Genomic DNA, 24,148 nt, shown 5'->3' with positions numbered 1-24,148 from the left:
GGAGTGGACGAACCTCTGGTGTACCGGTTGTCACGCCAGTGGCATTGCCGGGTAGCTAAGTTCGGAAGAGATAACCGCTGAAAGCATCTAAGCGGGAAACTTGCCTTGAGATGAGATTTCCCAGAGCCTTGAGCTCTTTGAAGGGTCGTTCGAGACCAGGACGTTGATAGGCTGGGTGTGGAAGTGCAGTAATGCATTAAGCTAACCAGTACTAATTGCCCGTACGGCTTGTCCCTATAACCTTAGCAGGTACAGAGGATAAGACGGTACAACGTTGTGTGTTTGTTGATACCATTCATTACCCTTAATCTTTGCTTCTTCCAGATTCAGACAGCTGTTGCCCTACAGGGGACAGTATGTCGTCCAAGTTATGCCTGATGACCATAGCAAGTTGGTCCCACCCCTTCCCATCCCGAACAGGACCGTGAAACAACTTTGCGCCGATGATAGTGCTGCAACCAGTGTGAAAGTAGGTTATCGTCAGGCTTGTTATTCGCAGTAAGAGAAAAACCCGATCAGCAATGGTCGGGTTTTTTTTTGTCTGGCGGTTTCTCGCCACTTCCCCTCCTTTCTTCGGGCACCCACCTGGTGCATTGTGCATAAAATGCAACACCTTTCAGTATTTATATAAGTGCTTATATAAATGCTGTTACTATCACTACATGAAACAAGGACTCGGAACACAACTACGCCACCTGATCGAACTGCTGGACGGCGCCGTCCAGCAAGCCTACGCGGACGCGGGCCTCGATTACCGGCCGCGCTACACGCCCGTGATGCGGGTACTGGCGCAACAGCAGAGCGCGACCATCGGCCAGTTGGCCGAGCTGGCAGGCATCACGCAGCCGGCCGTCACCCAGACGGTGGCGCTGATGAAAAAGGAAGGCTTGCTGCTGGTGGCTGCCGGTGGCGAGGATGGCCGTCAGCGCGTGGTACGCCTGAGCAGCCAGGGTGAGGCACTGCTGCCCCATCTGCAGAGGTGCTGGCAGGCGACCAAGTGTGCTGCCGACAGCCTGGATGCGGAATTGGCATTTCCTTTATCCACATGCCTGGCGCAAGCCATCACGGTGTTGGAACAGCGTTCATTTGGCGAGCGCATCCGCGATACAAGCAAGCAGCTAAAAACAACGCCCTGAAAACTATCTGAGGAAAGCGACGATGGACAATACCCTGAGCATGGCAACAAAAAAATCCCCTCTGGCCCGCCTGCTGGCCTATCCCCTGGTGCAGATTGTGCTGGGCATGGTCCTCACCTTTGCCTGGATACCGCTGGTGATGGGCACCGCTTCCCAACTGGTGGACAAGCCCTACCGCATCCTGTGGCCGCAGTTGCTGGCGGCAATATTGGTGTGGTGCGGCTACCGTTTTTATGTGCGCCATATCGAAAAGCGCCAGCCGAGCGAATTGGCGATGCCGGGCATGGCGCGTGAACTGGGGCGTGGACTGCTGCTTGGCGCCGGGCTGGTCTGCCTCACCTTTGCCGTGCTGGCAGCGCTGGGCGTATATCAATTGAGTGGCGTCAATGCCGTGCATGCCATGCTGTTGCTGCCGCTGGCCGAACTGGTACTGGTCGGCATGGCCGAGGAAATGATGTTTCGCGGCATCCTGTTCGGCGTGACGGCACGTGCATTGGGCAGCAAGGCCGCCATCGTGATTTCATCGCTGGTGTTCGCCCTGGCCCATTTGCCCAATGCCGGTTTTTCGCTGCTGGCCATCGCCGCGATTGTCACCTATGGCGTGCTGCAGGCCGCACTGTACATGCGGACGCGTCGCCTGTGGGTTTGCATCGGCACGCATGTCGGCTGGAATTACTGTGTCAGCCAAGTATTTTCTTCGGCGGTATCGGGCCACGCGGCCACGGACGGCCTGCTGCATGGCGAACTGGCGGGCAATGTCATGCTGACGGGCGGCGCCTTCGGTGTGGAAGCATCGCTGGTGACGATCCTGCTCATCGGCGCCGTCGCCGCCTACGTGCTGCGCCTGGCCTTTGCCAGCGCACCACGCTAGGCCGCTGCACCGGCCTTATTGGCCCGCCACCACCGGCGTGGCGCCGCTCCTGGCTACCCACTCGATCAGGGCATCGACGGCGGCGCGGCCGTTGCCGTTGCCCACCAAGTCGCTATTGATCATGGCGACCACCACGCACAACTGGTTGTTGGCGTCGGGCACATAGCCGGCGATGGCGACCACATTCTTTAACGTCCCCGTCTTGATGCGGGCCCGCGCGGCGGCCGGGCTGTTCAGCAGGCGCTTGCGCATGGTGCCGTCCAGCGCCACGATGGGCAGGCTGGACTGGAACTCGGGCGCCCACGGGCTGTACTGCATCGCCTGCAAGACACCGGCCAACTGCGCCGGTGCAATGCGCCCCGTGCGCGACAAGCCGGAACCGTTGTCGACCAGCATGCCCTGGGTAGTGATATTGTGCCGCTGGAACCATTCCTGGATCACTTGCCGTGCCCGGCTGGCCGTGTCTTCCGGTGCCGCCATGGCGGCGGGGCGGCTGCCCAGCCAGCCATCGCTTTGCAAGCTGCCCAGGCTCAGAAATAAAGTGCGGGCCAGGGTGTTGTCGGACGTTTTGTTGATGTCACGCAGCACTTCCGGCAAGGCCCGGGCCACGTGGTCGGCCAGCATGCGCGTGCCAACGGGTTCGGCCGTGGGCGGCATGCCCGTGCTTGGCGCTTCGCGCACACTGCCCGTGATGGTGCCGCCCAGGCGTTTCCAGGTAGCGCGGAACAGCCGGTCCGCATAGTCATTACGGTCGAGCACATTGATGCTGGTGGACTTGCTGCAATTCTGCGGGAAAGTACCGTGCAATATCACTTGCAGCTTGCCGCTGGCATCGCGTTGGTACTCTGGTGGCCGCCAGCCATCTTCCCACCTGGCGCAATTGCCCTTGATGAGCTTCATGTCGCTCGTGATGCTGACATTCTCCAGCACCGGCTGCATCTGGAAAGTCAATTTACGGTCCGTCGCGCTGATGTCGATATCGATCAGATTGGTATTCAGCAACAAGGCATCGGGGATGACGTTGTAGCGGAATTCGGCCGATTCATCGAAGGGCGGCGCACCGATATCGGGTCGGGCCGGCTGGAACAGCTGGCGGTCGAGGATCAGGTCGCCCTTGATTTTCACGATGCCTTGCGTGCGCAGGGTTTGCAGCATGTGCGCCAGCACGTCCGCATTGAAATCCGTATCGGCGCCGCCGCGCAGGATCAGGTCGCCCTTCAGCACGCCATTGATGACGTCGGCGCTGGTGCGCAGCTCCGTGCGGCCGCGGAAGATGGGGCCTAATTGCTCCAGGCCCACGGCCGTCGTCACCAGCTTCATGGTGGACGCGGGTTGCATGCTGCGCTCGGCCCCATGCGACAGCACGGTGGTGTTGCCGCGCAAGACGATGGCGCCCATGGCGTCTTCCGGAATATTCGCGCTGCGCAGCAGCAGGCTGACGGATTCGGGCAATTGCGCTTGCGCATTCGACAGGCCAAGACCTGCCAACAGCGCAGCCAGCAGAACAGGACGTAGCATGGTGCTCCTTAATGGAAAAAGACGTAGGCGACGAAGACGGCCGTGATCACGCCAGCCAGATCGGCGATCAGGCCGGCCGTGATGGCATACCGCGTCTTGCGGATGCCGACGGAACCGAAATACAGGGCCACGATATAGAATGTGGTATCGGCCGAGCCCTGGAAGACGCAGGCCAGGCGGCCGACAAACGAGTCGACGCCGTAGGTATTCATGGCATCGATCATCATGGCTTTCGAACCCGAGCCGCTGAGCGGCTTCATCATGGCCGTCGGCAGGGCCGGCACGAAGTCCGTATTGATGCCCAGGTTGGCGAAGAACCAGTTCATGCCGCTCATCAGGAAGTTGAACACGCCCGCGTTGCGGATGACGCTGATGGCCACCAGCATGCCGACCAGATAGGGAATCACGGTGATCGACGTCTGGATGCCGCCTTTCGCCCCCTCGATGAAGGCGTCGTACACGTTCACCTTCTTGCGCAGGGCGCCGATGATGAAGATGGCGATGACGCTGATCAACACCAGGTTGCTGACCACCTTCGAGACCAGCTCGATTTCCTGTTTCGTCAGGTATTGCGTGAAGTACCAGATCATGGCGACGATGGCGCTCGTCATGCCGCCCATCCAGCCCAGCACGACGCGGTTCAGCAGGTTGATGCGCTGCTTGATGGACACCGTGATGATGCCGACCATGGTGGCCACATAGGTGGCGATCATGCACGGAATAAAGATGTCGGACGGATCGGCTGCGCCGAGGATGGAGCGCTGCGCCATGATAGCCAGCGGAATCAGGGTCAGGCCCGAGGTGTGCAGCACGAGGAACATGATCTGCGCGTTCGTCGCCTCTTCCTTGTTCGGGTTCAGGGTCTGCAGGCTTTCCATGGCTTTCAGACCGAAGGGCGTGGCCGCATTGTCCAGGCCCAGCAGGTTGGCCGAAAAATTCATCACCATGTGGCCCGTGGCCGGATGGTCCTTGGGAATTTCCGGGAAGATACGCGAAAAGAAGGGCGCGATGACTTTCGCCAGCCAGCCGACAATCCCCGCCTTTTCACCGATGTTCATGATGCCGAGCCACAAGGTCATCACGCCCGCCAGCGGCAGGGCGATATCCATCACGCCCATGCGCGCCGTTTCGAACGTGCCATCGATGATGCGCTTGAAGATATCGGTATCGCCGAGAAACAGCCACTGCAGCACTGCGGCCAGGAAGCCAACGAGGAAAAAGCCGGACCAGATGTAATTAAGTGCCATATGCGATCAGTTCTGTGTGTCGGGAGTGAAAAATGTCTGCAAACAAAGTATAGGGGCAGCCCGATACGAGTTGATGAAAGAATGCAGCAATCGCATGCCAAAAAGTTATAAGCTGGCAGCCTGTTTTCATTGGCGCCCCGTCGCTTGCCCGCGTAGTGTGGGGGATGCCTGTCGCTTGTCGCTGTTCGTTACCTTGTCTGCACTGGATCACTGATGATGTTTTTACGCAAAACCGCCTGCGCCGCCGGCCTGGCCCTGTTGACGCTTTTCATGGCGCCCGCGCATGCCGCCACCGATGCCCGCGCAAACAAGACCCTGCACTTATTCTTGAGCACCAGCGAGACGGGCCTGGATCCGGCCGTGGCCTCGGACCTGGCCAGTTTAAATTTGATGGAAAACATCTTTGATTCGCTGCTGCGCTACGACTACCTGGCGCGCCCGGTGCAACTGCAGGGCAACACGGCGCGCGCCATGCCGACGGTGGAAGATGGCGGGCGCACGTATACCTTTCACTTGCAGCCCGGTATTTTCTTCACGCCCGATCCCGCCTTCAAGGGCAAGCCGCGCGAAGTGACGGCGCAGGATTATGTGTACAGCCTGACGCGGCTGTATGACCCCGGCCTGAAGTCGCCGTGGTTGTTCTTGCTGGAAGATAAGCTGGTGGGCGATGCGGCCCTGAAAACCAAATTCAGCTACGACACGCCGATCGCCGGCTTGCAGGCGCTGGACAAATACACCTTGCGCATCCGCCTGAACGCCATCGACCCGAACTTCCTGTTTTACCTGGCCATGCCGGCGACCGCCGTGGTGGCGCGCGAAGTGGCCGAAGCGTATGCGGCGCCGGGGCAGGTCGGCAACCATCCCGTGGGTACGGGACCGTTCATGGTGAAGGAATGGAAGCGCAGCGACAAGATCGTGCTGCAGGCCAATCCGACCTTCCGCCCGACCGTGTTCCATACGGAAGCGAAGGCGCTGGCCGCCTTGCCGGCCGACGCGCAGGCCATCGCCAGTGCGCTGGAAGGCCAGCGCTTGCCGCTGGTCGAACGCATCGAAGTGCGCATCGTCGAGGAATACCAGTCGCGCATGCTGGGTTTCCTGAAAGGCGAATTCGATTACCTGGAACAAGTGCCCGAATCGATGACGGACATGGTGCTGGAAAACGGCGCCCTGAAACCGGCGCTGGCCGCCAAGGGCTTGCAGCTGACGCGCTTTCCCGTGCTGCAGACGTATTACATGTGGATGAACATGGACGACCCCGTGCTGGGTGGCTATACCAAAGACAAGCTGGCCCTGCGGCGCGCCATCGCGCTCAGCTACAACAGCCGCGAAGATATCGCGTTGCTCAAAAAAGGGCTGGCCTTGCCGGCGCAATCGCCGCTGCCGCCCAACGTGCTCGGCTATGACAAGAGCTACCGCAGCCCTGTGGGCTACGATCCGGCGCTGGCGCGCGCCCTGCTGGAGCGCTTCGGCTACAAGGCGGGCGCCGACGGTTTCCGCACGCAGCCCGACGGCACGCCCTTGATGCTGACCATGCACACGGAGCCGAGCACGGTGGGACGCCTGCGCGACGAATTGTGGCGCCGCAACCTGAACGCCATCGGCCTGCGCGTGGAGTTTAAAAGCGACAAGAAGACGGAGATCATCAAGGCCTCGCGCCTGGGCAAGGTGCAGATGTTCGAGACCAACTGGATCGCCGACTTCCCCGACGGCGATAACTTTATGCAATTGTTGTATGGCGGCAACGTTGGCCGCGCCAACTATGCCCGCTTCAACTTGCCCGATTACAATAAACGCTATGAGGAGGCGCGCCTGCTATCCGATACGCCGCGCCGACGCAGTCTGTACTTCGACCTGTTTCAGCTGATCCACGCCTACACGCCGTGGGTGCTGCTGACGCATCCCATCTCTGCCGACCTGCAGCAACCGTGGCTAAAAAACTACAGGCGCCACCCCGTGGAATTCACGTCCTGGCGCTACCTGGACATCGATACCGCCAAGGGCCGCCCCGCAGGCAAGTGACCCCGCCATTGAAAAGGGCATTCATTCCAAAAAGTTATGGTTAGGAAAGCATTTTTCATTGGCTGGGCTCGGATGCATCGCGCTACTCTGAAAATGAAAACAAATAAAGTCATGCGCAAATGTCATAAAAAAATGTACCGCGAGACAGACAAAGCGACGTGAAAAAAACAGCCTGACTTGATAACTCAAGTTTCGATTGCCCAACAAGGAGAAGACCTGTGAAATTGAAAAAGCTAGCGCAGTTGGTGGCATTGATGGGGGTGGTAGGGCCGGTGATGGCACAGGACGCGGCACCAGCGCTGCAACGGGTGGAAGTGACGGGCAGCAGCATCAAGCGCGTGGCCAAGGAAGGCGCGCTGCCGGTGCAAGTCATCACCTTCGACCAGATCGAAAAACAGGGCATCACGACCACCGAGCAACTGGTGCGCACCCTGTCGGCGAACGGCACGGGCGCCGATAACATGACTTCAGGCAATAACGTGTTTGGCGCCGATGCCGACCGGGTCAGCGGCGGCGCTTCGTTCGCCTCGCTGCGCGGCCTGGGACCGTCGAGCACCCTGGTGCTGTTGAACGGCCGCCGCATCGCCACGCACGGCGCCAGCGGCAAGTCGGTCGATCTGAACTCGATCCCGCTGGGCGCCATCTCGCGCGTGGAAATCCTCAAGGATGGCGCCTCGGCCATCTACGGCACGGACGCCATCGGCGGCGTGATCAATTTCATCCTGAAAAACAATTACAGCGGCGTGGAAGCCTCCGTTTCCACGAATGACACGCAGGCCGGCGGCGGCGCCACGCGCCGCGCTTCCCTGCTGGCGGGCACGGGTTCGCTGGAAGAAGACCGCTACAACATCATGGCCAGCCTGACCGTCGACAAGGCCCAGCGCCTGAACGGCAGCGACCGTTCCTTCGTCAACGGTTTCCAGCCGGACCGCGGCCTGTCGCCCGACACCACGGGCACGCCGTTCGCCAACCAGATGGCAGGGGCCGGCACGGCGCTGGGCGCCTCGTTCCAGCTGCCGGGCGATCCAAACAAGTACCTGCAAGCCAATCCGCTGAGCTTCCAGGGCAAGTGCGACACGATTCCCGGCATGTCGCAATACCAGACGGAACTGTGGAAAGACGTGACCTCGCCGCTGCGCACCAAGTATTCGTGCGCCTATGATTATGGCGCCGACTATGTGCTGCAATTCCCTGTCGAGCGTGCCAATCTGCTGTCGCGTGGCACTTTCCAGCTGGCCCCCGACCACCGCATGTTTGTCGAGGTGCTCGGTTCGCGCACCAAGGCCACGGCCATCCTGACGCCGATGCAGGTGCAGGCGACCATCGCCAACAAGGCCGTGTATCCGGTCGGCGGCGCGTATTACCAGGATCTGTCGGCCTACATTCCCACGTTCGACAACACCAAGCCGATTTCCTACAAATGGCGCGCCAACGACGTGGGCAACCGCACGCAGGAAAACACCACCGACAATGCCCGCGTGCTGGTCGGCTTCGAGGGTAACTTCGGCAAGTGGGATTACAAGGCCGGCATTTCGCGCGCCGAAAGCAGCACCAAGACCAAGCTGACGGATGGCTATTCCTACACGGACAAGCTGTACGCGGCGCTGGCCACGGGCATCATCAATCCATGGGTGGGCGCGGGCCAGAGCCAGACGGAGGCGGCCAAGCAATTGATCGAGTCGACCAAGTTCCGCGGCGCCTTCCAGCACGGCAAGACCACGCTGACGCAGATCGATGGCTCCGTCTCCGGCGAGCTGTTCCAGCTGCCGGCCGGCGCGCTGGCCATGGCGGCCGGTTTTGATTTCCGCCGCGAAGGCTATAACTTTGCGCAAGACGTCGATGCCACGCAAATTCTGCTGGCGCCAGGCAATGCCGCACTGAGCGACGCCAGCCGCACGGTCAAGGCCGTGTATGCCGAATTGCTGGTGCCGGTGTTGAAAGACCTGGAAATGCAACTGGCCATCCGCCGCGACGATTACAGCCTGGTGGGTGCGACGACGAATCCGAAAGTGGCGTTCCGCTACCAGCCTGCCGACTTCCTGCTGTTCCGTGGTTCGGCCAGCAAAGGTTTCCTCGCACCGAGCTTCCAGCAGCTGTATTCCGGTTCGCTGAGCCAGGAATTGCCGAATGGCGTGGTCGACCAGCAAGGCTGTGCCCAGCATCCGGGCGTGCCCGAATACTGCGCCATCGATCGCCTTGACTACAAGACGGGCGGCAACACGAATTTGAAGCCGGAAACGTCGAAGCAGGGCAGCGTCGGCTTTGTCATCGAGCCATTCAAGGGATACTCTGCCTCGTTCGATTACTGGGCCATCAACACCAAGGACCGCATCCTGAACCGCACGCCGCAAATCGTGCTGGCCAACTACCAGGCGCTGAACCAGTACATCATCCGCAAGCCGGACGGTACCATCGACTACGTGCAGGCGGGCTGGATCAATGCGGCAGGCAGCCGGGTGCGCGGCCTGGACGTGGGTCTGCGCGGCGAAGGCAAGATCAAGGATGCGAAGTGGACGGCTACCCTGGACGGCACGTATATGGACAGCTTCAAGTTTGCCGAGTATCAAGGCCAGGAGTACCAGGAGCTGGTCGGCAAGTTTTACACGCGCGACCTGTACTTGCGCTGGAAACACAATGCCAGCTTTGGCGTGTCGCGCGGCGACTGGAGCGGCTTGCTGATCCAGAGTTTCTCGTCCGGCTACAAGGACCAGGTGCCGAACGGTGGCAAGGGCACGCCGCCGCCGGGCTTCAATCCCGACGTCTCCAGCTACACCACGTATAACTTGTCGGGCACCTACACGGGCTTCAAAAATACCACCATCACCGTGGGTATCCAGAACCTGTTCGACCGCGATCCGCCATTCACCGCGCACAACGTGGATGAAGTGGTGGGTGCCGGCTGGGATCCGCGCGTGGCCGACCCGCGTGGCCGCTCGCTGTCCTTCCAGCTGAAGTACAAGTTCATGTAAGGCGGCGATGCCGGCGGCCACATCGCCGGCATGCTACTCTCGTGCGGCGGCGCCTGGCGCCGCCGTTTTTATTCCAGGAAAGGGCCGCATGTCCAGTCAGACCAATCTCAGCCGGCGCCGCTTCGGCGGCTTGCTGGCCGCCACCCTGGGGGCGGCAGGCACACCGGCATGGACGGCGGCCGCGCAAGCGAAGGACAAACGCATGCAAGCGCAACACGCTTTGATCAAACCGGCGCGCCTGCGCCAGGGCGACCTGGTCGCCATACTCGCGCCAGGCGGTTTCACGGACGAGGACGCCATCGCCAAGGCCGTGCGCAACGTTGAATCGCTGGGCCTGCGCGCCAGCCTGGGCGCGAATATCCGCGCCGTGCACGGCAACTATGCGGGCACGGTGCAGCAGCGCCTCGACGATCTGCATGCGGCGTTCGCCGATCCCGACGTCAAGGCGATCTGGGCCATTCGTGGCGGCTCCGGCTGCATTTCGCTGCTGGCGCTGCTCGATTACGCCTTGATCCGCCGCAACCCGAAAGTGCTGATCGGCTATTCCGACATCACGGCCCTGCACCTGGCCATCGGCAGACAGACGGGGCTGGTGACTTTCCACGGCCCCGTGGCCTCGTCGACGTTTTCCGACTACACGGTGACGCAGCTGCAAAACGTGCTGATGACGCCGCAGGAAAACTACACGATCCCCATGGCGCTGGAAAACCACCGCCGCGCGCAGACGGAAGACAACTTTGCCATCCGCACCGTGCATGGCGGGCAGGCGACGGGACGCTTGACGGGCGGTAACCTGTGCATGGTCAGCGCGCTGGCCGGCACGCCGTACGCCGCCGATTTCCGCGGGCACATCCTGTTCCTGGAAGAAATCAACGAAGTGCCGTACCGCATCGACAGGATGTTGTGCCAGCTCGACCTGTCCATCGGTTTCAAGCATGCGGCGGCCTTGATGCTGGGCATCTTCGAGCATTGCGAGGCGGCCGAGGGCGACACCTCGCTGACCTTGAACGATACCCTGGACCAGCATCTGCAGCCCTTGACCGTGCCGGCCGTCAGCGGCTATTCCTTCGGCCACATCCGCCACCAGTTCACGATACCGATGGGCATATTGGCGACCCTGGATGCGGAGCGGCAAACCTTGACCTTGCTGGAGCCGGCCGTCTGCTAGCGTACGGTGCAGCGGGGCGATTGTCAGTATGCTAGTGTGATAAGGCGTGGCACGAGGCCGCGCCGCCTTCTACACCGCTTCCGACATGATCAACCGCCACGCCAGTACCTACATCCTCAGCCACCCGCTGGCCTTCGTGCTGCAGGTGCTGAAGGGTTTCCGCGCCAACCAGGGCTTGCTGCTGGCGGGCGCCGTCGCGTATTACTCGCTGCTGTCCATCGTGCCCCTGCTGATGCTGGTGGTGGTGGCCCTGTCGCACGTGATCGCGCAGGACGAGTTGCTGCAAACCATAGGCCATTACCTGGAATGGCTGGTGCCGGGCCAGTCGAAGGCCATCGTGGCGGAAGTCGCGCATTTCCTCAACAACCGGGGCGTGATCGGTTGGTTGCTGCTGCTGACCATGCTGTTTTTCAGTTCGCTGGCGTTTACCGTGCTGGAAAACGCCATGAGCGTGATTTTTGTCCACCGCGTGGCCATCCGCCGCCGCCATTTCCTGATTTCCGCCGTGCTGCCGTATTGCTACATCCTGTGCCTGGGCGTGGGCATCCTGCTGATTACCCTGGTGGCGGGCAGCTTGCAGGTGATGGGCGAGGAAAGCGTGCGCTTCCTGCGCCACGACTGGGGCCTGGAAGGGGTATCGGGCGTGCTGCTGTACTTGCTGGGGCTGACGGGAGAAATCCTTGTGCTCAGTTCGATCTACCTGGTCATGCCCGTGGGACGCCTGTCGATCACGCATGCGCTGATCGGCGGCGTGACGGCAGCCCTGCTGTGGGAAATCGCCCGCCATGTGCTGGTCTGGTATTTTTCCACCCTGTCGCAGGTGAACGTGGTGTATGGCTCGATGACGACCGCCATCGTCGTCATGTTCAGCCTGGAAATCGGCGCCACCTTGCTGCTGCTCGGTGCGCAAGTGATTTCCGAATACGAAAGAGTGGCCCGTGGCGGCGAAGATGACAAGCCGCTGGCGCTAAGGACTTGATTTGAAGTATGGCTTGAATGCGTTGTTGCACCGCACAAAAGACTGTGCTATACTCCGTTCAGTGATTGAGATTTGCTTGCAAATAGTCTCACTATCCAGTTTCAGCACGGCGACCGACAGGTGTAATGTCGATGGCGTGACAGTGCGAAGAAATGGATTTTGTAATTCCGGATACGATGGTCGATTTACACCTTGGAGTCACCATGCAGATAGCATGGGAGTCCGAAAATCAGGAGGCACTTTGCAGATAGCACTGGCGTCCATGACACGATTAAAGCATTGGTAATACATTGGAACGAAGCCCGCGCTAGCGGGCTTTTTTTTCGTCCATCGTTGGCGTATGGGGTCAGACCCACAACACCGCTAACGCAAAGCTCCGCGCCAACGTATGTGGGGGTCTGACCCCGGCCGTTTTCGTCTGTTTGAAACCCAAGGGCGTCACCCGGGGTCGTACCCTGCAGGGTACGACCCCAGCATCTGCCTCGGGGTTACAAAGCTCTGGCGATGAGTATCTTCTGAATATCGCTGGTGCCCTCGTAAATCTGGCACACGCGCACGTCGCGGTAGATGCGTTCGACGGGGAAGTCGGAGACATAACCGTAGCCGCCGTGCACCTGGATGGCGTTCGAACACACTTTTTCCGCCATTTCCGACGCGAACAGCTTGGCCATCGCCGCTTCCTTCAAGCATGGCAAGCCCGCATCCTTCATGGCTGCCGCGTGGCGTATCAGCTGGCGCGCCGCTTCGATCTGCGTCGCCATGTCGGCCAGGCGGAACTGCACGGCCTGGTGTTCATAGATGGGCTTGCCGAAACTTTCCCGTTCGCGCGCGTAGCTCAAGGCCGCTTCATACGCGGCGCGCGCCATGCCCACGGCTTGCGAGGCGATGCCGATGCGCCCCCCTTCCAGGCCGGACAGGGCGATCTTGTAGCCTTGTCCCTCTTCGCCAATCAGATTTTCCGCCGGGATGCGGCAGTTGTCGAAGAGGATTTGCGCCGTGTCCGACGAATGCTGGCCCATCTTCTGTTCCAGTCCCGCCACGATGTAGCCCGGCGTGTTCGTCGGCACCCAGAAGGCGCTGATGCCGCGCTTGCCGGCCGCCTTGTCGGTGACAGCCATGACGATGGCCACGTCCGCATACTTGCCGCTGGTAATGAACTGTTTCGTGCCGTTGATCACGTAGTCATTGCCATCGCGGGTGGCCGTCGTGCGCAGGGCCGAGGCGTCGCTGCCCGTGTGCGGTTCCGTCAGGCAAAACGCCCCCAGCATCGTGCCTTGCGCCAGCGGCCGCAGCCATTGTTCCTTTTGCGCATCGTTGGCGTACATCATGGCGATGCTGCAGACGGGGCAATTGTTGACGGAGATGATGGTCGACGTGCCGCCATCGCCGGCGGCGATTTCTTCCAGCACCAGGGCCAGCGATACGTAGTCGAGGCCGGCGCCACCGAGCGCTTCGGGCACGGCCACGCCAAAGGCGCCCAGCGCGGCCAGTTCCTGCAATTCTTCCTTGGGGAAATGATGTTCCTTGTCCCAGCGGGCCGCGTTGGGCGCCAGGCGTTCGCGCGAAAAACTGCGCAGCGCTTCCTGGATCATCGATTGTTCTTCATTGAGTATCATGGGACGTCGTCTCGTTTGTTTTTATGGTGTGTGGGGAACTACCAGGCTATGGGCTTGCCATCGTAGTTGCGGAACACGGCCTTCTCCGTGGCCGGCAGGCTGGCCAGGGTGGCGCGGATGCCGGCAGCGCTTTCCTCGGGAGAAATATCGGCACCGGCGCCGCCCATGTCCGTGCGCACCCAGCCCGGATGGAAGGCCACGCAGCTGACGCCTTGCGGGCCATGCACGAGGGACGTGTCGATCAGCACGGAATTCAGGGCCGCCTTGCTGGCGCGGTACAGCGAACCGCTGGGGTTGCCCCGCTCGCTCAGGGAACCCATGTGCGAGGACAGCACGGCCAGCTTGCCCTTGGCGTTGGCGACCAGCGGCGCCAGGATGGGCAGCAGGCGCATGGCGGCCAGCACGTTCGTGTGCATGACGGCATCGAAATCGTCTTGCGAGGGAAAACCGTCGTGACGCGGGCCATATACGCCCGCGTTGAGGATGGCCACGTCAAGCTTTTCATCGTCGAGTTTCCACCCCAGGCCGGCGCAGCCTTCCACGTCCGTCACGTCGAGCTGGTGCGCCTCGGCGCCCAGTTGCTTGAGGGCTTCACATGCGTCCGGCGTGCGGGCGGTGGCGATCACGCGCCAGCCGTCGTGGCGGTATTGACGGACGAGCTCGTGGCCGATGCCGCGCGAGGCGCCGATGATCAATGCGGTAGGCATATCTTTTCTCCCTGAAATAAAATGAAAGGCGCGCAGCGTGAATCGCGATGCGCGCCCGTGCTCGGGAAGAGCTTATACCAGTTCGATCGCCATCGCCGTCGCTTCGCCGCCGCCGATGCACAGGGCCGCCACGCCGCGCTTGCCGCCCGTCTTTTTCAAGGCGCCCAGCAGGGTGACGATGATGCGCGCGCCCGAGGCGCCGATCGGGTGGCCCAGCGCGCACGCGCCGCCATGGATGTTGATCTTGCTGTGCGAGATGTCGAGGTCGTGCATGGCCGCCATCGGCACGGCGGCAAACGCTTCATTGATCTCGAACAAGTCCACATTGCTGCTGCTCCAGCCCGTTTTGGCATACAGCTTTTTCACGGCGCCGATGGGGGCGGTGGTGAATTCGTTCGGCGCCTGCGCGTGCGTGGCGTGGCCGTGGATCTTCGCGATGATGGTGCAGCCCAGCTTTTTCGCCGTAGATTCGCGCATCAGCACCAGGGCTGCCGCGCCATCGTTGATCGACGAGGACGAGGCGGCCGTGATGGTGCCGTCCTTCTTGAAGGCGGCCTTCAAGGTCGGGATTTTTTCCAGGCGGGCCTTTTGCGGGCCTTCATCGATGCTGACGACGGTGTCGCCGCCGCGACCGGACACGGTCACGGGCACGATTTCCCATTCGAAACTGCCATCCTTGGTGGCCGCTTGCGCGCGTTTCACCGATTCGATGGCAAACGCATCCTGCGCTTCGCGCGTGAACTGGTACTGGCTGGCGCACTCTTCGGCAAACGTGCCCATCGAGCGGGCATTGCCTTTTTCATCGCGGCTGTAGGCGTCTTCCAGGCCATCCATCATCATGTGGTCATAGATCATGCCGTGGCCGATGCGGTAGCCGCCGCGCGCCTTCGGCACCAGGTACGGTGCGTTGGTCATCGATTCCATGCCGCCCGCCACCACCACGTCGGCGCTGCCGGCGAGCAAGGTGTCGTGCGCGAACATGGTGGTCTGCATGGCCGAACCGCACATCTTCGACAGGGTCACGGCGCCGGTGGAGTCGGGCAAGCCCGCCTTGCGCAGGGCCTGGCGCGCGGGTGCCTGGCCCTGGCCAGCCATCAGGCAATTGCCGAAATACACGTGTTCAACGGCCTCGGGGGCGATGCCGGCGCGCTCGACGGCGGCGCGGATGGCCACGGCGCCCAGGTCGCTGGCGGTGACGTTGGCAAAATCGCCCTGGAAGGCGCCCATGGGGGTGCGCGCGGCACCGACGATTACGACTGGATCATTCATGGTGGATCTCCGGTAAGTGTGGGGAGGGATGACAGAAACGGATGTGCTGCGGGTAAGGAAAGACGTCCTCGATATGGCCGTCGAGGATGCGCTGCTTGCGCGCCTGCCAGTAGGCGGCCGTCAGCAGGTCGGCATGGTGCTGCATGAAATGCTTGCGGATACGGGGATTGCCCAGCAGGAAGCTGCCGAATTGTTCGGGAAACACATCGTGCTTGCCGATGGGATACCACGGTTCGGCCGACATTTCTTCCTCCTCCGTGCGCGCTTGCGGGATGACGCGGAACTGGCAATCGGTGACGTACTCGATTTCATCGTAATCGTAAAAAACGACACGCTGATGACGCGTCACGCCAAAGTTTTTGTACAGCATGTCGCCGGGAAAAATATTCGCCGCCACCAGTTCCTTGATGGCGTTGCCGTACTCGACGATGCCGTGTTCGACCAGGTCGTCGCGGCCGGCCTTTTCGGCATTGCTCAACCACATGTTCAGCGGCACCATGCGCCGCTCGATGTACAGGTGGCGGAGGATGATTTGCTCCTTGTCTTCTTCGACCAGCGAGGGCGCGAAATGATGCAGCTCGGCCAGCAATTCATCGCTGAAACGGGCGCGGGGAAAGGCCACGTTCGAGTATTCGAGCGTGTCGGCCATGCGTCCTACGCGGTCGTGGTACTTCACCAGCAGGTATTTTTCCTTGATCTGCGCGCGCGTGGTTTCCTTCGGTGCTGGATAGAAATCCTTGATCACCTTGAAGACGTACGGAAACGACGGCAGGGCGAACACCAGCATCACCAGGCCGCGGATGCCGGGCGCGATCTCAAAGTGGTCCGACGAATGCTTCAGATGCTGCAGATAGTCGCGGTAAAACAGCGTCTTGCCCTGTTTTTGCAGGCCCAGTATCGTATAGATTTCGCTGCGCGGCTTGCGCGGCAGCAAACTGCGCAAGAATTGCACATACGCCGATGGCACTTCCATATCGACGAGAAAATAGGCGCGCGTAAACGAGAACAGCATGGCGATCTGCTGGTGTTCGAACAGCACCGTATCGAGCACCAGCCTGCCATGGCGGTCATGCAGGATGGGCACGACGAACGGGTATTCGCGGTTGCCGTTGATGCCCTTGCCGACCAGGTAGGCGCCCTTGTTGCGGTAGAACAAACTGGTCAAGACCTGGAGCTGGTGGTTCGGTTCCAGCGGCTCGCCGCCAAACAGCTGCTGCAGGCGCGCCTCGACCTGGGCCACGTCGCGCGCCAGGTCGGCAAAGACGCAATCCAGCTGGAAATCGGTGACGATGCGCTGCAGGGTGATGCGCAAGCCGTCCTGGCCCGGGTAATACACGCGGTAGGTGGGAACGAGCTCTTCCGTCTCGATGTATTCCGTGGAGACGACGGGGCGCACGAAAATATAGTCGTTGTGAAAATACGTGCGGTGCAGGATATTGCAGCAGACGGAATTGAAAAAGGTTTCCGCCAGTTCCGGCTGCTTGTGGCCGCTCAGCATGCCGATGTAATGGAGCTTGAGTTCGCGCCACACTTCGTCGCTTAACTCCGACTCTTCGTACTCATCTTCGAGCATCTGCACGCATTCCTGCACGCGCTGGTCATAAAAGCCGATGCGTTCGCGGGCCGCCTGCTGCGCCGCGGCCCAGGCGCCCTGCTCGAAATAGCGCCGGGCCTGCTGGCTGGTGGCGCGGAACAGCCGGTAATGCTTGTCGAAGCCGTCGCGGATGGTGCGCGCGATATCGAATGCAATCTGGGAAGAGAGCAATTTGGGGAAGGCAATGTGCGTCATGGGTCTGCTCGCATTGAACGCTCCTCACCCAGTCGATATCCGCGCGCCCGTGCTTACTTGGTCTCGGCAAACAATTCACGACCGATCAGCATGCGGCGGATTTCGCTGGTCCCGGCGCCGATTTCATACAGCTTGGCATCGCGCCACAGGCGGCCGGCCGGATACTCGTTGATGTAGCCGTTGCCGCCCAGCGCCTGGATCGCCTCGCCCGCCATCCACGTCGCCTTTTCCGCACTATACAGAATGGCGCCGGCCGCGTCCTTGCGCAGCTGGCGCACGGCTTCCGGCGTGGTGGCGCGGTCGCAGGCCTGGCCCACGGCATACACATAAGCCTTGCACGCCATCATGGTCGAATACATGTCGGCCAGCTTGCCCTGCATCAACTGGAATTCACCGATGGCCTGGCCGAACTGCTTGCGCTCGTGCACGTAAGGCACCACCAGGTCCATGCAGGCCTGCATGATGCCCAGCGGGCCGCCGGACAGCACGGTGCGCTCGAAGTCCAGGCCCGACATCAGTACATTGACGCCCTTGCCCAGGCCGCCCAGCACGTTTTCGGCCGGCACTTCGCAATCCTGGAACACCAGTTCGCCCGTGTGCGAGCCGCGCATGCCCAGCTTGTCGAGCTTTTGCGCGATGGAAAAGCCCTTGAAATTCTTTTCGATCAGGAAGGCCGTCATGCCGCGCGGACCCGCTTCCAGGTCGTTCTTCGCGTACACCACCAGCACGTCCGCATCGGGGCCGTTGGTGATCCACATCTTGGTGCCGTTCAAGACCCAGCGGTCGCCCTTGAAATCGGCGCGCAGCTTCATGCTGACGACGTCGGAACCGGCGTTCGGCTCGGACATGGCCAGGGCGCCGATGTGCTCGCCCGTGATGAGTTTCGGCAGGTACTTGGCTTTTTGCTCTTCGGTACCGTTGCGCTTGATCTGGTTGACGCACAGGTTCGAGTGGGCGCCGTAGGACAGGCCGACGGAGGCCGAGGCGCGCGAGATCTCTTCCATGGCGATGATGTGCGCCAGGTAGCCCATGCCGGCGCCGCCGTATTCTTCGCTGACGGTGATGCCGAGCAAGCCCATGTCGCCCATCTTGCGCCACAGATCCATGGGGAACTGGTCCGTGCGGTCGATGTCGGCCGCGCGCGGCGCGATTTCGGCGGCGGCAAATTGTTGGATCGCTTCGCGCAGGGAGGCGATGTCTTCGCCGTGGTCAAAGGTCAAGCCTGGGAGATGGAGCATGTCGTCCTCGTCGTCGTTATAGTGTGGCGGTCATGGATGCCGGGTCAGTAAAGCTATGATACTCAGTTGTGACGTTTACGTAAACGTAAAGTGACGCGCGCGCGGCTGGCGGCGGCGCACGGATCGCTAGTTTGTTTGCGCCTGGTCAAGGTTCAAATCCGCCAGCATGCGCGCGCACGCTTCTTCGTGCGAACTGATCTCCGCCAGCGCCATTTCAATGTCGATGCGCTGCTGCTCCAGGGTCTGGCGGTGCTGCGCCAGCACGCCCAGGAAGCGGTCCATCTGCGCCCGCGTGTCCTTTGGCGACTCGTACATGTCGACCAGGCTCTTGATTTCCGATAGCGCCAGGCCCAGGCGCTTGCCGCGCAGGGTCAGTTTCAGGCGGGTGCGGTCGCGCGGCGTGTAGACGCGGTTGCGTCCGCCTGCACCTTCGCGTTTCGGACTGAGCAAGCCCTGGTCCTCGTAGAAACGGATGGCGCGGGCCGTGATGTCGAATTCCCGCGCCAGTTCGGTAATCGTATAGGTCGTCATGGGGGCGGGCGGTGTCGGTTGCATGGGGCGGTCGGTAGAAAGATGGGGCGCTGCAAGGCAGGCTGGCGGCAAAGTGCCGTTTACGTCAACGTCAACTATATTGTAGCGTGCCTGGCCCGTGCTGCAACACAGAAAAATATGCCGGGAAAGCGGCAATTTGGCGAATCAGACAACAATTACTGAAAATAAATTGATTCTTCTGGCACAAACACGCTTAAGATCGAGAGTTGGTGGCCAACATGACACCAAAAAGAGCTTTCTTGGCGTAACGACGACATTTCTTTCGCTACGATGGGAGTAAAATTTTCGAGGCTTGATTTTTGCCATCAAGCACGATCAAAAAACAACGTTTCACTATGAGCACGTTGGCGCATTTGTTTCTATATTGAAAACAAAATGGCGCTTCTGAAAACTTTGTCTATAAGAAATTGTATGACATGAGCATTGCGCTATTCGGTAGAGGCGGGCATTATCCGATACCGTACGTTGTAATGCCAAACCGAGGCTTTGAATCGTGCTGCAGTGCGAAAATCAAGGCTAACCGCGAATTTGACCCGAAGCCACGCAGGATAACAAGAGAAAATTCGGCCCAGGTTTTCCCCGAAAAGCCCCGCCGGAGTGTTAATTGTCAATTAATGCATTTTTCAAATGTAACAATCTGTATGGTCATTCAAGAAACTGACTTTCATGTTACAACATGAAATAGTACACCTATGAATTCTTCTAACGAACGCGAAAGCTTCAGCCAGCGACTTCAGTTGGCTCTCAAAAACGCCCATTATTCTCCAGACAGCCCGACCAGACTGGCCCGGGAATTCAACATCCGTTTCGACGGGCGTCCGATTACCGTGCATGCTGCTAGGAAATGGTTAGTAGGTGAAGCAATTCCGACGCAAGAAAAATTGCGCATGATTGCCCAATGGTTGGGCGTTCCCGCGGAATGGCTGCGTTTTGGCGGTCCGGAAAGCGCCACGCCGAATGGCGAAGCGGGCAGTGCCTTGTCGCGTTTTGAGTCCGCCGATGTGAAATTGATTGCCGATTTGCAAAGATTAGATGAACATCATCGTCAAATCGCGCGTGAATTTATTCGCATGTTGGTACGCGTTAACTACCAAAAGTAAGCCATCAGGCCTTGCCAGGCCGGCGCCGTCCGCGTTTCGCTGGCGGCGTATCTCCTGTTCTTTTATTTGCGCAGCGTCATACTGGAGACATGATTTTGCCGCACAATAAGACCTCGCATGTTGCGCTGCAGCGGAATTATTTGACAATAATCCCGCACGCAGCGGCGCAGCGGCCAATACCAGCGCATAATCACATCAGAAGCAGCCAGTTCATCCACTACGGAGCCGAGCATTTGAGCCGTCTTATGAAAAGTAACTACAGCAATACCGCGCAGCTGAAAGACTTGATGACCGTGCCCCCCATGACTGCCGCGCAGCATGCGGAAGTGATGCGCAAACGGATCGCCCATCGCAGGATGGTGGAGGAAGCCAGGGATTTGAAGCAGGCCAGTGCTCACCAGTTCGACAAGAGGTGAGGGATGCATGACCAAAGCTACTGCGCGTCGGCATAGCTAGCCTGCGATGCTCACCGTACTAAAGTACGGTTGCGCTTCTCGACTAGCTCTTCCTTCCGCTCGCTACGCTTTTGTCAGGCATCGTGACGTCAACTCAATCGTGACGTTATCTAGAGGATAGGGGTGTCGCCAGTGGCCTTCAAACCATTCCACCGCGGTGCCAGGGCGTGCTCGATGCCGAGCAGGTCGATGACGCGCGCCACCGTGTGGTCGACCATGTCCGCGATGCTGTGCGGGTGGTGATAAAAGCTGGGCAAGGGCGGGAAGATGATGCCGCCCATTTCCGTCACGGCCGTCATATTGCGCAGGTGCGCCAGGTTGAACGGCGTTTCGCGCACCATCAGGATCAGGCGGCGGCGCTCCTTGAGCACCACGTCGGCGGCCCGCGTGATCAGATTATCCGACAAGCCATGCGCCACGGCCGCCAGGGTCTTCATCGAACACGGCGCCACGACCATGCCATCCGACTGGAACGAGCCGCTGGCGATCGACGCGCCGATATCGCGCAGCTTGTGCACCACGTGCGCCTGCGCTTCGATTTCCTTGCGCCCCACGCCCGTTTCCTGGTGCAGGGTCAGTACGGCCGCATCCGACAACACCAGATGCGTCTCGACGCCGGGGATGGCGACCAGCAGTTGCAGCAGCCGCAAGCCATACACGGCGCCCGTGGCACCCGTGATGGCCACGACGATACGCCGCGGCCGCTGCGTTTGGCTATCAGGCATCCAGCAGGGACTTCAGTTCGCCCGATTCAAACATTTCATTCATGATATCGGAACCACCGATGAACTCGCCTTTGACATACAGCTGCGGAATGGTCGGCCAGTTCGAGTAATCCTTGATGCCCTGGCGCACTTCCGGGTCGTCCAGCACGTTCACGGTAGCGATGTTTTCCACGCCGCATGCTTTCAGGATCTGGATGGCGCGGCCGGAAAAGCCGCACTGCGGGAACTGGGCCGTGCCCTTCATGAACAGCACGACGGGCGTGTTCGTCACGGTTTCTTTGATCCAGGTTTGTACGTCGCTCATAGCTGCCTCTGATGGGTAAATAAATAGATGGCGTCATTTTATAAGAAAACGACGCCACGGGTATGCGCTCAGGTCATAAATCGGGCCAGCCAGCCACGCTGGCCCGGCCGCAGCGCTTAACCGCGCAGCTTGGCGAACGCGGCCGCCATGCTGCCCGCCGGTTCCGGTGCGCTGCGCGACTGCGACTGGTGCTGCGCCATGCTGCGGCGGTCGTTGCGGTCGCCACGCTGCTCGGGCTTGCTGCCCGCTTGCGGCGCGCTGTCCGTCAGGCGCATGGTCAGGGCGATGCGCTTGCGCTTCTCGTCGACTTCCAGCACTTTCACGCGCACCACCTGGCCCGCCTTGACCACCGTATGCGGATCTTTCACGAACGTGTTCGACAGGGCCGAGATGTGCACGAGGCCATCCTGGTGCACGCCGATATCGACAAAGGCGCCAAAGGCGGCCACGTTGGTGACGACGCCTTCGAGAATCATGTCCGGGCGCAAGTCGCGGATTTCTTCCACGCCTTCCTTGAAGGTGGCGGTGGTAAATTCCGGACGCGGATCGCGGCCCGGCTTTTCCAGCTCTTTCAGGATATCGGAAATGGTCGGCACGCCGAACGTCTCGTCCGCGTATTTTGCGGGGCTCAAGGTTTTCAGCAGCGCCGTTTCACCGATGACGGCCTTGATATCCTTCTTGATGTCGGCCAAAATCTTTTCCACCAGCGGGTACGATTCCGGGTGGACGGCCGAGGCGTCCAGCGGGTTTTCGCCGCCCATCACGCGCAAGAAGCCGGCCGCCTGTTCGTAGGTCTTGTCGCCCAGGCGCGGCACGGCCTTTAACGCTGCGCGCGAGGTGAACGCGCCCTTCATGTCGCGGTAGGTGACGATGCTTTGCGCCACGCTGGCCGACAGGCCGGACACGCGCGCCAGCAGCGGCGCCGAGGCCGTGTTGACGTCCACGCCCACGGCGTTCACGCAATCTTCCACCACGGCATCGAGCGAGCGGGCCAGCTGGCTTTGGCTCACGTCATGCTGGTACTGGCCCACGCCGATCGATTTCGGGTCGATTTTCACCAGTTCGGCCAGCGGATCCTGCAGGCGGCGCGCGATCGACACGGCGCCGCGCAGCGATACGTCCATGTCCGGCAATTCCTTCGAGGCGAATTCGGACGCCGAATACACCGACGCGCCCGCTTCCGAGACGACGATCTTCGTCATCTTCGCTTCCGGATGCTGCTTGATCAGGTCCTGCGCCAGCTTGTCCGTCTCGCGCGAGGCGGTGCCGTTGCCGATGGAAATGAGCGATACATTGTGCTTGGCGGCCAGGCGGCCCAGGGTATGCAATGAGCCATCCCAGTCGTTCTTCGGCTGGTGCGGGTAGATCACGGCCGTGTCGACCACCTTGCCGGTGGCGTCGACCACGGCGACCTTGACGCCCGTGCGCAGGCCCGGATCGAGGCCCATGGTGGCGCGCTGGCCGGCCGGCGCGGCCAGCAGCAGCGCCTTCAGGTTGGTGGCGAAGACGTTGATGGCGTCCAGTTCCGAGCGTTCGCGCAGCGCGCCCATCAGTTCAGTTTCCAGGTGCATGAAGCTTTTCACGCGCCAGGTCCAGCGCGCCGTGTCCGCCAGCCATTTGTCGGCCGGGCGGCCTTGTTGCTTGATGCCGAAGCGGGCGGCGATGCGGCCTTCGCACGGGTTGTGCGGCGCATCCCATTTCGGCTTTTCCGCTTCCGTGTCCAGGCGCAGGGTCACGTCGAGGATGCCCTCGCGGCGGCCGCGCAGCAGCGCCAGCGCGCGGTGCGAAGGAACGGTGGAAATGGTTTCCGAATAATCGAAATAATCGGCGAATTTTTCGCCTTCGTCCTGCTTGCCGTCCACCACTTTCGATTCCACGATGCCGTGTTCCTGCACGTACTCGCGCAGGGTTTGCAGCAGGGTCGCGTCTTCGGCGAAACGCTCCATCAAAATCTGGCGCGCGCCGTCGAGGGCCGCCTTGGTGTCCGCCACGCCCGGGTTGTTGCCGTCGGCACTCGTAAACGCGTCGCGCAGGAACTTGCCCGCTTCCATTTCCGGCGTCAGTTCGGGATTTTCCAGCAAGCCGTCGGCCAGCGGCATCAGGCCCGCTTCGATGGCGATCTGCGCCTTCGTGCGGCGCTTCTGTTTGTATGGCAGATACAGGTCTTCCAGGCGCGTCTTGTCTTCCGCGTGCAGGACGGCGTCGAGCAGCTCGGGCGTCATCTTGTTCTGTTCCGTGATCGACGCCACGATGGCGGCGCGCCGCTCTTCCAGCTCGCGCAGATAGCGCAAGCGCTCTTCCAGCAGGCGCAGCTGGATATCGTCGAGGCCGCCGGTCGCTTCCTTGCGGTAACGGGCGATGAAAGGCACGGTGGCGCCTTCGTCGAGCAGTTCGATGGCGGCGGCAACTTGCACCGGTTTGGCGGCAAGTTCAAGGGCAAGGCGTTGTTCGATAGTGGGCAGCATGGTTGTTTCCAGAGCGATCAA

Annotated in this window: 19 protein-coding genes and 2 rRNA genes; 9 read left to right on the top strand and 12 right to left on the bottom strand. The window is 60.9% G+C overall.

What is annotated here, in order from left to right; genetic code table 11:
- From BM193_RS23795 to BM193_RS23780, 4 genes are all read left to right on the top strand, one after another.
- Nucleotides 1-236 (top strand): 23S ribosomal RNA (locus BM193_RS23795); the annotation flags it as partial.
- A gap of 137 nt (nucleotides 237-373) precedes the next feature.
- Nucleotides 374-486, top strand: a 5S ribosomal RNA gene (gene rrf / locus BM193_RS23790).
- 176 nt (nucleotides 487-662) lie between these two features.
- Nucleotides 663-1,136: a MarR family winged helix-turn-helix transcriptional regulator gene (locus BM193_RS23785; RefSeq protein ID WP_092801634.1), complete on the top strand. Its 474-nt coding sequence runs from the start codon at nucleotides 663-665 to the stop codon at nucleotides 1,134-1,136.
- A gap of 22 nt (nucleotides 1,137-1,158) precedes the next feature.
- On the top strand, nucleotides 1,159-2,007 hold the full coding sequence (locus BM193_RS23780) for a CPBP family intramembrane glutamic endopeptidase (RefSeq protein ID WP_092801631.1): 849 nt from the start codon (nucleotides 1,159-1,161) through the stop codon (nucleotides 2,005-2,007).
- A gap of 15 nt (nucleotides 2,008-2,022) precedes the next feature.
- Here the strand turns inward: BM193_RS23780 and dacB are convergent, their stop codons facing one another.
- Entirely contained in the window at nucleotides 2,023-3,525 is a 1,503-nt protein-coding gene (gene dacB, locus BM193_RS23775) for a D-alanyl-D-alanine carboxypeptidase/D-alanyl-D-alanine endopeptidase (RefSeq protein WP_092801628.1), read from the bottom strand.
- An 8-nt stretch (nucleotides 3,526-3,533) separates the two neighbouring features.
- On the bottom strand, nucleotides 3,534-4,772 hold the full coding sequence (locus BM193_RS23770; RefSeq protein WP_034753725.1) for a nucleoside recognition domain-containing protein: 1,239 nt from the start codon (nucleotides 4,770-4,772) through the stop codon (nucleotides 3,534-3,536).
- Between the two features lie 213 nt (nucleotides 4,773-4,985).
- Here BM193_RS23770 and BM193_RS23765 point away from each other — a divergent pair, with 213 nt between their 5' ends.
- The 4 genes from BM193_RS23765 (at nucleotide 4,986) to BM193_RS23750 (ending at nucleotide 11,907) form a co-directional block, all read left to right on the top strand.
- The gene (locus BM193_RS23765) at nucleotides 4,986-6,791 is read left to right on the top strand and encodes an ABC transporter substrate-binding protein (protein WP_175533398.1); all 1,806 of its coding nucleotides are present in this window, start codon (nucleotides 4,986-4,988) and stop codon (nucleotides 6,789-6,791) included.
- Nucleotides 6,792-7,066: 275 nt separating this feature from the next.
- Nucleotides 7,067-9,760, top strand: a complete 2,694-nt coding sequence (locus tag BM193_RS23760; RefSeq protein ID WP_254786392.1) for a TonB-dependent receptor — start codon at nucleotides 7,067-7,069, stop codon at nucleotides 9,758-9,760.
- An 88-nt stretch (nucleotides 9,761-9,848) separates the two neighbouring features.
- Nucleotides 9,849-10,928 (top strand): S66 peptidase family protein, encoded by a 1,080-nt coding sequence (locus tag BM193_RS23755; RefSeq protein ID WP_092801622.1) that lies wholly within the window; start codon nucleotides 9,849-9,851, stop codon nucleotides 10,926-10,928.
- Between the two features lie 85 nt (nucleotides 10,929-11,013).
- Nucleotides 11,014-11,907, top strand: coding sequence for a YihY/virulence factor BrkB family protein (locus tag BM193_RS23750; RefSeq protein ID WP_092801618.1), 894 nt, complete (start codon nucleotides 11,014-11,016; stop codon nucleotides 11,905-11,907).
- A 488-nt stretch (nucleotides 11,908-12,395) separates the two neighbouring features.
- On the opposite strand, the gene BM193_RS23745 is transcribed toward BM193_RS23750, so the two are convergent.
- From BM193_RS23745 to BM193_RS23720, 6 genes are all read right to left on the bottom strand, one after another.
- Nucleotides 12,396-13,523 (bottom strand): acyl-CoA dehydrogenase family protein, encoded by a 1,128-nt coding sequence (locus BM193_RS23745; RefSeq protein WP_092801615.1) that lies wholly within the window; start codon nucleotides 13,521-13,523, stop codon nucleotides 12,396-12,398.
- Nucleotides 13,524-13,561: 38 nt separating this feature from the next.
- Nucleotides 13,562-14,230, bottom strand: coding sequence for an SDR family oxidoreductase (locus BM193_RS23740; RefSeq protein ID WP_092801612.1), 669 nt, complete (start codon nucleotides 14,228-14,230; stop codon nucleotides 13,562-13,564).
- A gap of 72 nt (nucleotides 14,231-14,302) precedes the next feature.
- Complete coding sequence (locus BM193_RS23735; protein WP_092801610.1) at nucleotides 14,303-15,499, bottom strand: acetyl-CoA C-acyltransferase; 1,197 nt, start codon at nucleotides 15,497-15,499, stop codon at nucleotides 14,303-14,305.
- Nucleotides 15,492-17,288: a bifunctional isocitrate dehydrogenase kinase/phosphatase gene (aceK, locus tag BM193_RS23730; protein WP_092801607.1), complete on the bottom strand. Its 1,797-nt coding sequence runs from the start codon at nucleotides 17,286-17,288 to the stop codon at nucleotides 15,492-15,494. Before aceK ends, BM193_RS23735 begins: the two co-directional genes overlap by 8 nt.
- A gap of 53 nt (nucleotides 17,289-17,341) precedes the next feature.
- A complete protein-coding gene (locus BM193_RS23725) occupies nucleotides 17,342-18,526 on the bottom strand; it encodes an isovaleryl-CoA dehydrogenase (RefSeq protein WP_092801604.1) in 1,185 nt (394 codons plus the stop codon).
- A 126-nt stretch (nucleotides 18,527-18,652) separates the two neighbouring features.
- Nucleotides 18,653-19,057, bottom strand: coding sequence for a MerR family transcriptional regulator (locus BM193_RS23720; RefSeq protein WP_086148086.1), 405 nt, complete (start codon nucleotides 19,055-19,057; stop codon nucleotides 18,653-18,655).
- Between the two features lie 713 nt (nucleotides 19,058-19,770).
- Between BM193_RS23720 and BM193_RS23715 the strand changes: the two genes are divergently transcribed.
- On the top strand, nucleotides 19,771-20,178 hold the full coding sequence (locus BM193_RS23715) for a hypothetical protein (RefSeq protein ID WP_034753756.1): 408 nt from the start codon (nucleotides 19,771-19,773) through the stop codon (nucleotides 20,176-20,178).
- A gap of 62 nt (nucleotides 20,179-20,240) precedes the next feature.
- Here the strand turns inward: BM193_RS23715 and BM193_RS28880 are convergent, their stop codons facing one another.
- The 4 genes from BM193_RS28880 to BM193_RS23695 form a co-directional block, all read right to left on the bottom strand.
- Nucleotides 20,241-20,603 carry a hypothetical protein gene (locus BM193_RS28880; RefSeq protein ID WP_175533397.1) on the bottom strand — a complete coding sequence of 121 codons (363 nt, stop codon included), beginning with the start codon at nucleotides 20,601-20,603 and terminating at the stop codon, nucleotides 20,241-20,243.
- A gap of 140 nt (nucleotides 20,604-20,743) precedes the next feature.
- Nucleotides 20,744-21,358 (bottom strand): UbiX family flavin prenyltransferase, encoded by a 615-nt coding sequence (locus BM193_RS23705; protein ID WP_092801598.1) that lies wholly within the window; start codon nucleotides 21,356-21,358, stop codon nucleotides 20,744-20,746.
- Nucleotides 21,351-21,662: a Grx4 family monothiol glutaredoxin gene (grxD, locus tag BM193_RS23700; protein WP_034753766.1), complete on the bottom strand. Its 312-nt coding sequence runs from the start codon at nucleotides 21,660-21,662 to the stop codon at nucleotides 21,351-21,353. The genes BM193_RS23705 and grxD overlap by 8 nt, the downstream gene beginning before the upstream one ends.
- Before the next feature lie 116 nt (nucleotides 21,663-21,778).
- Nucleotides 21,779-24,127 carry a Tex family protein gene (locus BM193_RS23695; protein WP_092801595.1) on the bottom strand — a complete coding sequence of 783 codons (2,349 nt, stop codon included), beginning with the start codon at nucleotides 24,125-24,127 and terminating at the stop codon, nucleotides 21,779-21,781.
- Nucleotides 24,128-24,148 lie beyond the last annotated feature (21 nt).

Origin of the sequence: Janthinobacterium sp. 344 (assembly GCF_900112025.1) — a bacterium.
Classification (GTDB): Bacteria; Pseudomonadota; Gammaproteobacteria; order Burkholderiales; family Burkholderiaceae_D; genus Janthinobacterium.
The sequence above is the reverse complement of the archived record's forward strand: the minus strand, read 5'-3'. Positions and strand labels throughout refer to the sequence as shown.

Coding starts and splice junctions, on each gene's coding strand:
- BM193_RS23720 (WP_086148086.1), bottom strand. CDS start 19,057: ATGACGACCTATACGATTACCGAACTGGCGCGGGAATTCGACATCACG.
- BM193_RS23745 (WP_092801615.1), bottom strand. CDS start 13,523: ATGATACTCAATGAAGAACAATCGATGATCCAGGAAGCGCTGCGCAGT.
- grxD (WP_034753766.1), bottom strand. CDS start 21,662: ATGAGCGACGTACAAACCTGGATCAAAGAAACCGTGACGAACACGCCC.
- BM193_RS23695 (WP_092801595.1), bottom strand. CDS start 24,127: ATGCTGCCCACTATCGAACAACGCCTTGCCCTTGAACTTGCCGCCAAA.
- BM193_RS23735 (WP_092801610.1), bottom strand. CDS start 15,499: ATGAATGATCCAGTCGTAATCGTCGGTGCCGCGCGCACCCCCATGGGC.
- BM193_RS23715 (WP_034753756.1), top strand. CDS start 19,771: ATGAATTCTTCTAACGAACGCGAAAGCTTCAGCCAGCGACTTCAGTTG.
- BM193_RS23740 (WP_092801612.1), bottom strand. CDS start 14,230: ATGCCTACCGCATTGATCATCGGCGCCTCGCGCGGCATCGGCCACGAG.
- BM193_RS23705 (WP_092801598.1), bottom strand. CDS start 21,358: ATGCCTGATAGCCAAACGCAGCGGCCGCGGCGTATCGTCGTGGCCATC.
- BM193_RS23770 (WP_034753725.1), bottom strand. CDS start 4,772: ATGGCACTTAATTACATCTGGTCCGGCTTTTTCCTCGTTGGCTTCCTG.
- BM193_RS23760 (WP_254786392.1), top strand. CDS start 7,067: ATGGCACAGGACGCGGCACCAGCGCTGCAACGGGTGGAAGTGACGGGC.
- BM193_RS23755 (WP_092801622.1), top strand. CDS start 9,849: ATGTCCAGTCAGACCAATCTCAGCCGGCGCCGCTTCGGCGGCTTGCTG.
- BM193_RS23750 (WP_092801618.1), top strand. CDS start 11,014: ATGATCAACCGCCACGCCAGTACCTACATCCTCAGCCACCCGCTGGCC.
- BM193_RS23725 (WP_092801604.1), bottom strand. CDS start 18,526: ATGCTCCATCTCCCAGGCTTGACCTTTGACCACGGCGAAGACATCGCC.
- BM193_RS23765 (WP_175533398.1), top strand. CDS start 4,986: ATGATGTTTTTACGCAAAACCGCCTGCGCCGCCGGCCTGGCCCTGTTG.
- aceK (WP_092801607.1), bottom strand. CDS start 17,288: ATGACGCACATTGCCTTCCCCAAATTGCTCTCTTCCCAGATTGCATTC.
- dacB (WP_092801628.1), bottom strand. CDS start 3,525: ATGCTACGTCCTGTTCTGCTGGCTGCGCTGTTGGCAGGTCTTGGCCTG.
- BM193_RS28880 (WP_175533397.1), bottom strand. CDS start 20,603: ATGCATCCCTCACCTCTTGTCGAACTGGTGAGCACTGGCCTGCTTCAA.
- BM193_RS23780 (WP_092801631.1), top strand. CDS start 1,159: ATGGACAATACCCTGAGCATGGCAACAAAAAAATCCCCTCTGGCCCGC.
- BM193_RS23785 (WP_092801634.1), top strand. CDS start 663: ATGAAACAAGGACTCGGAACACAACTACGCCACCTGATCGAACTGCTG.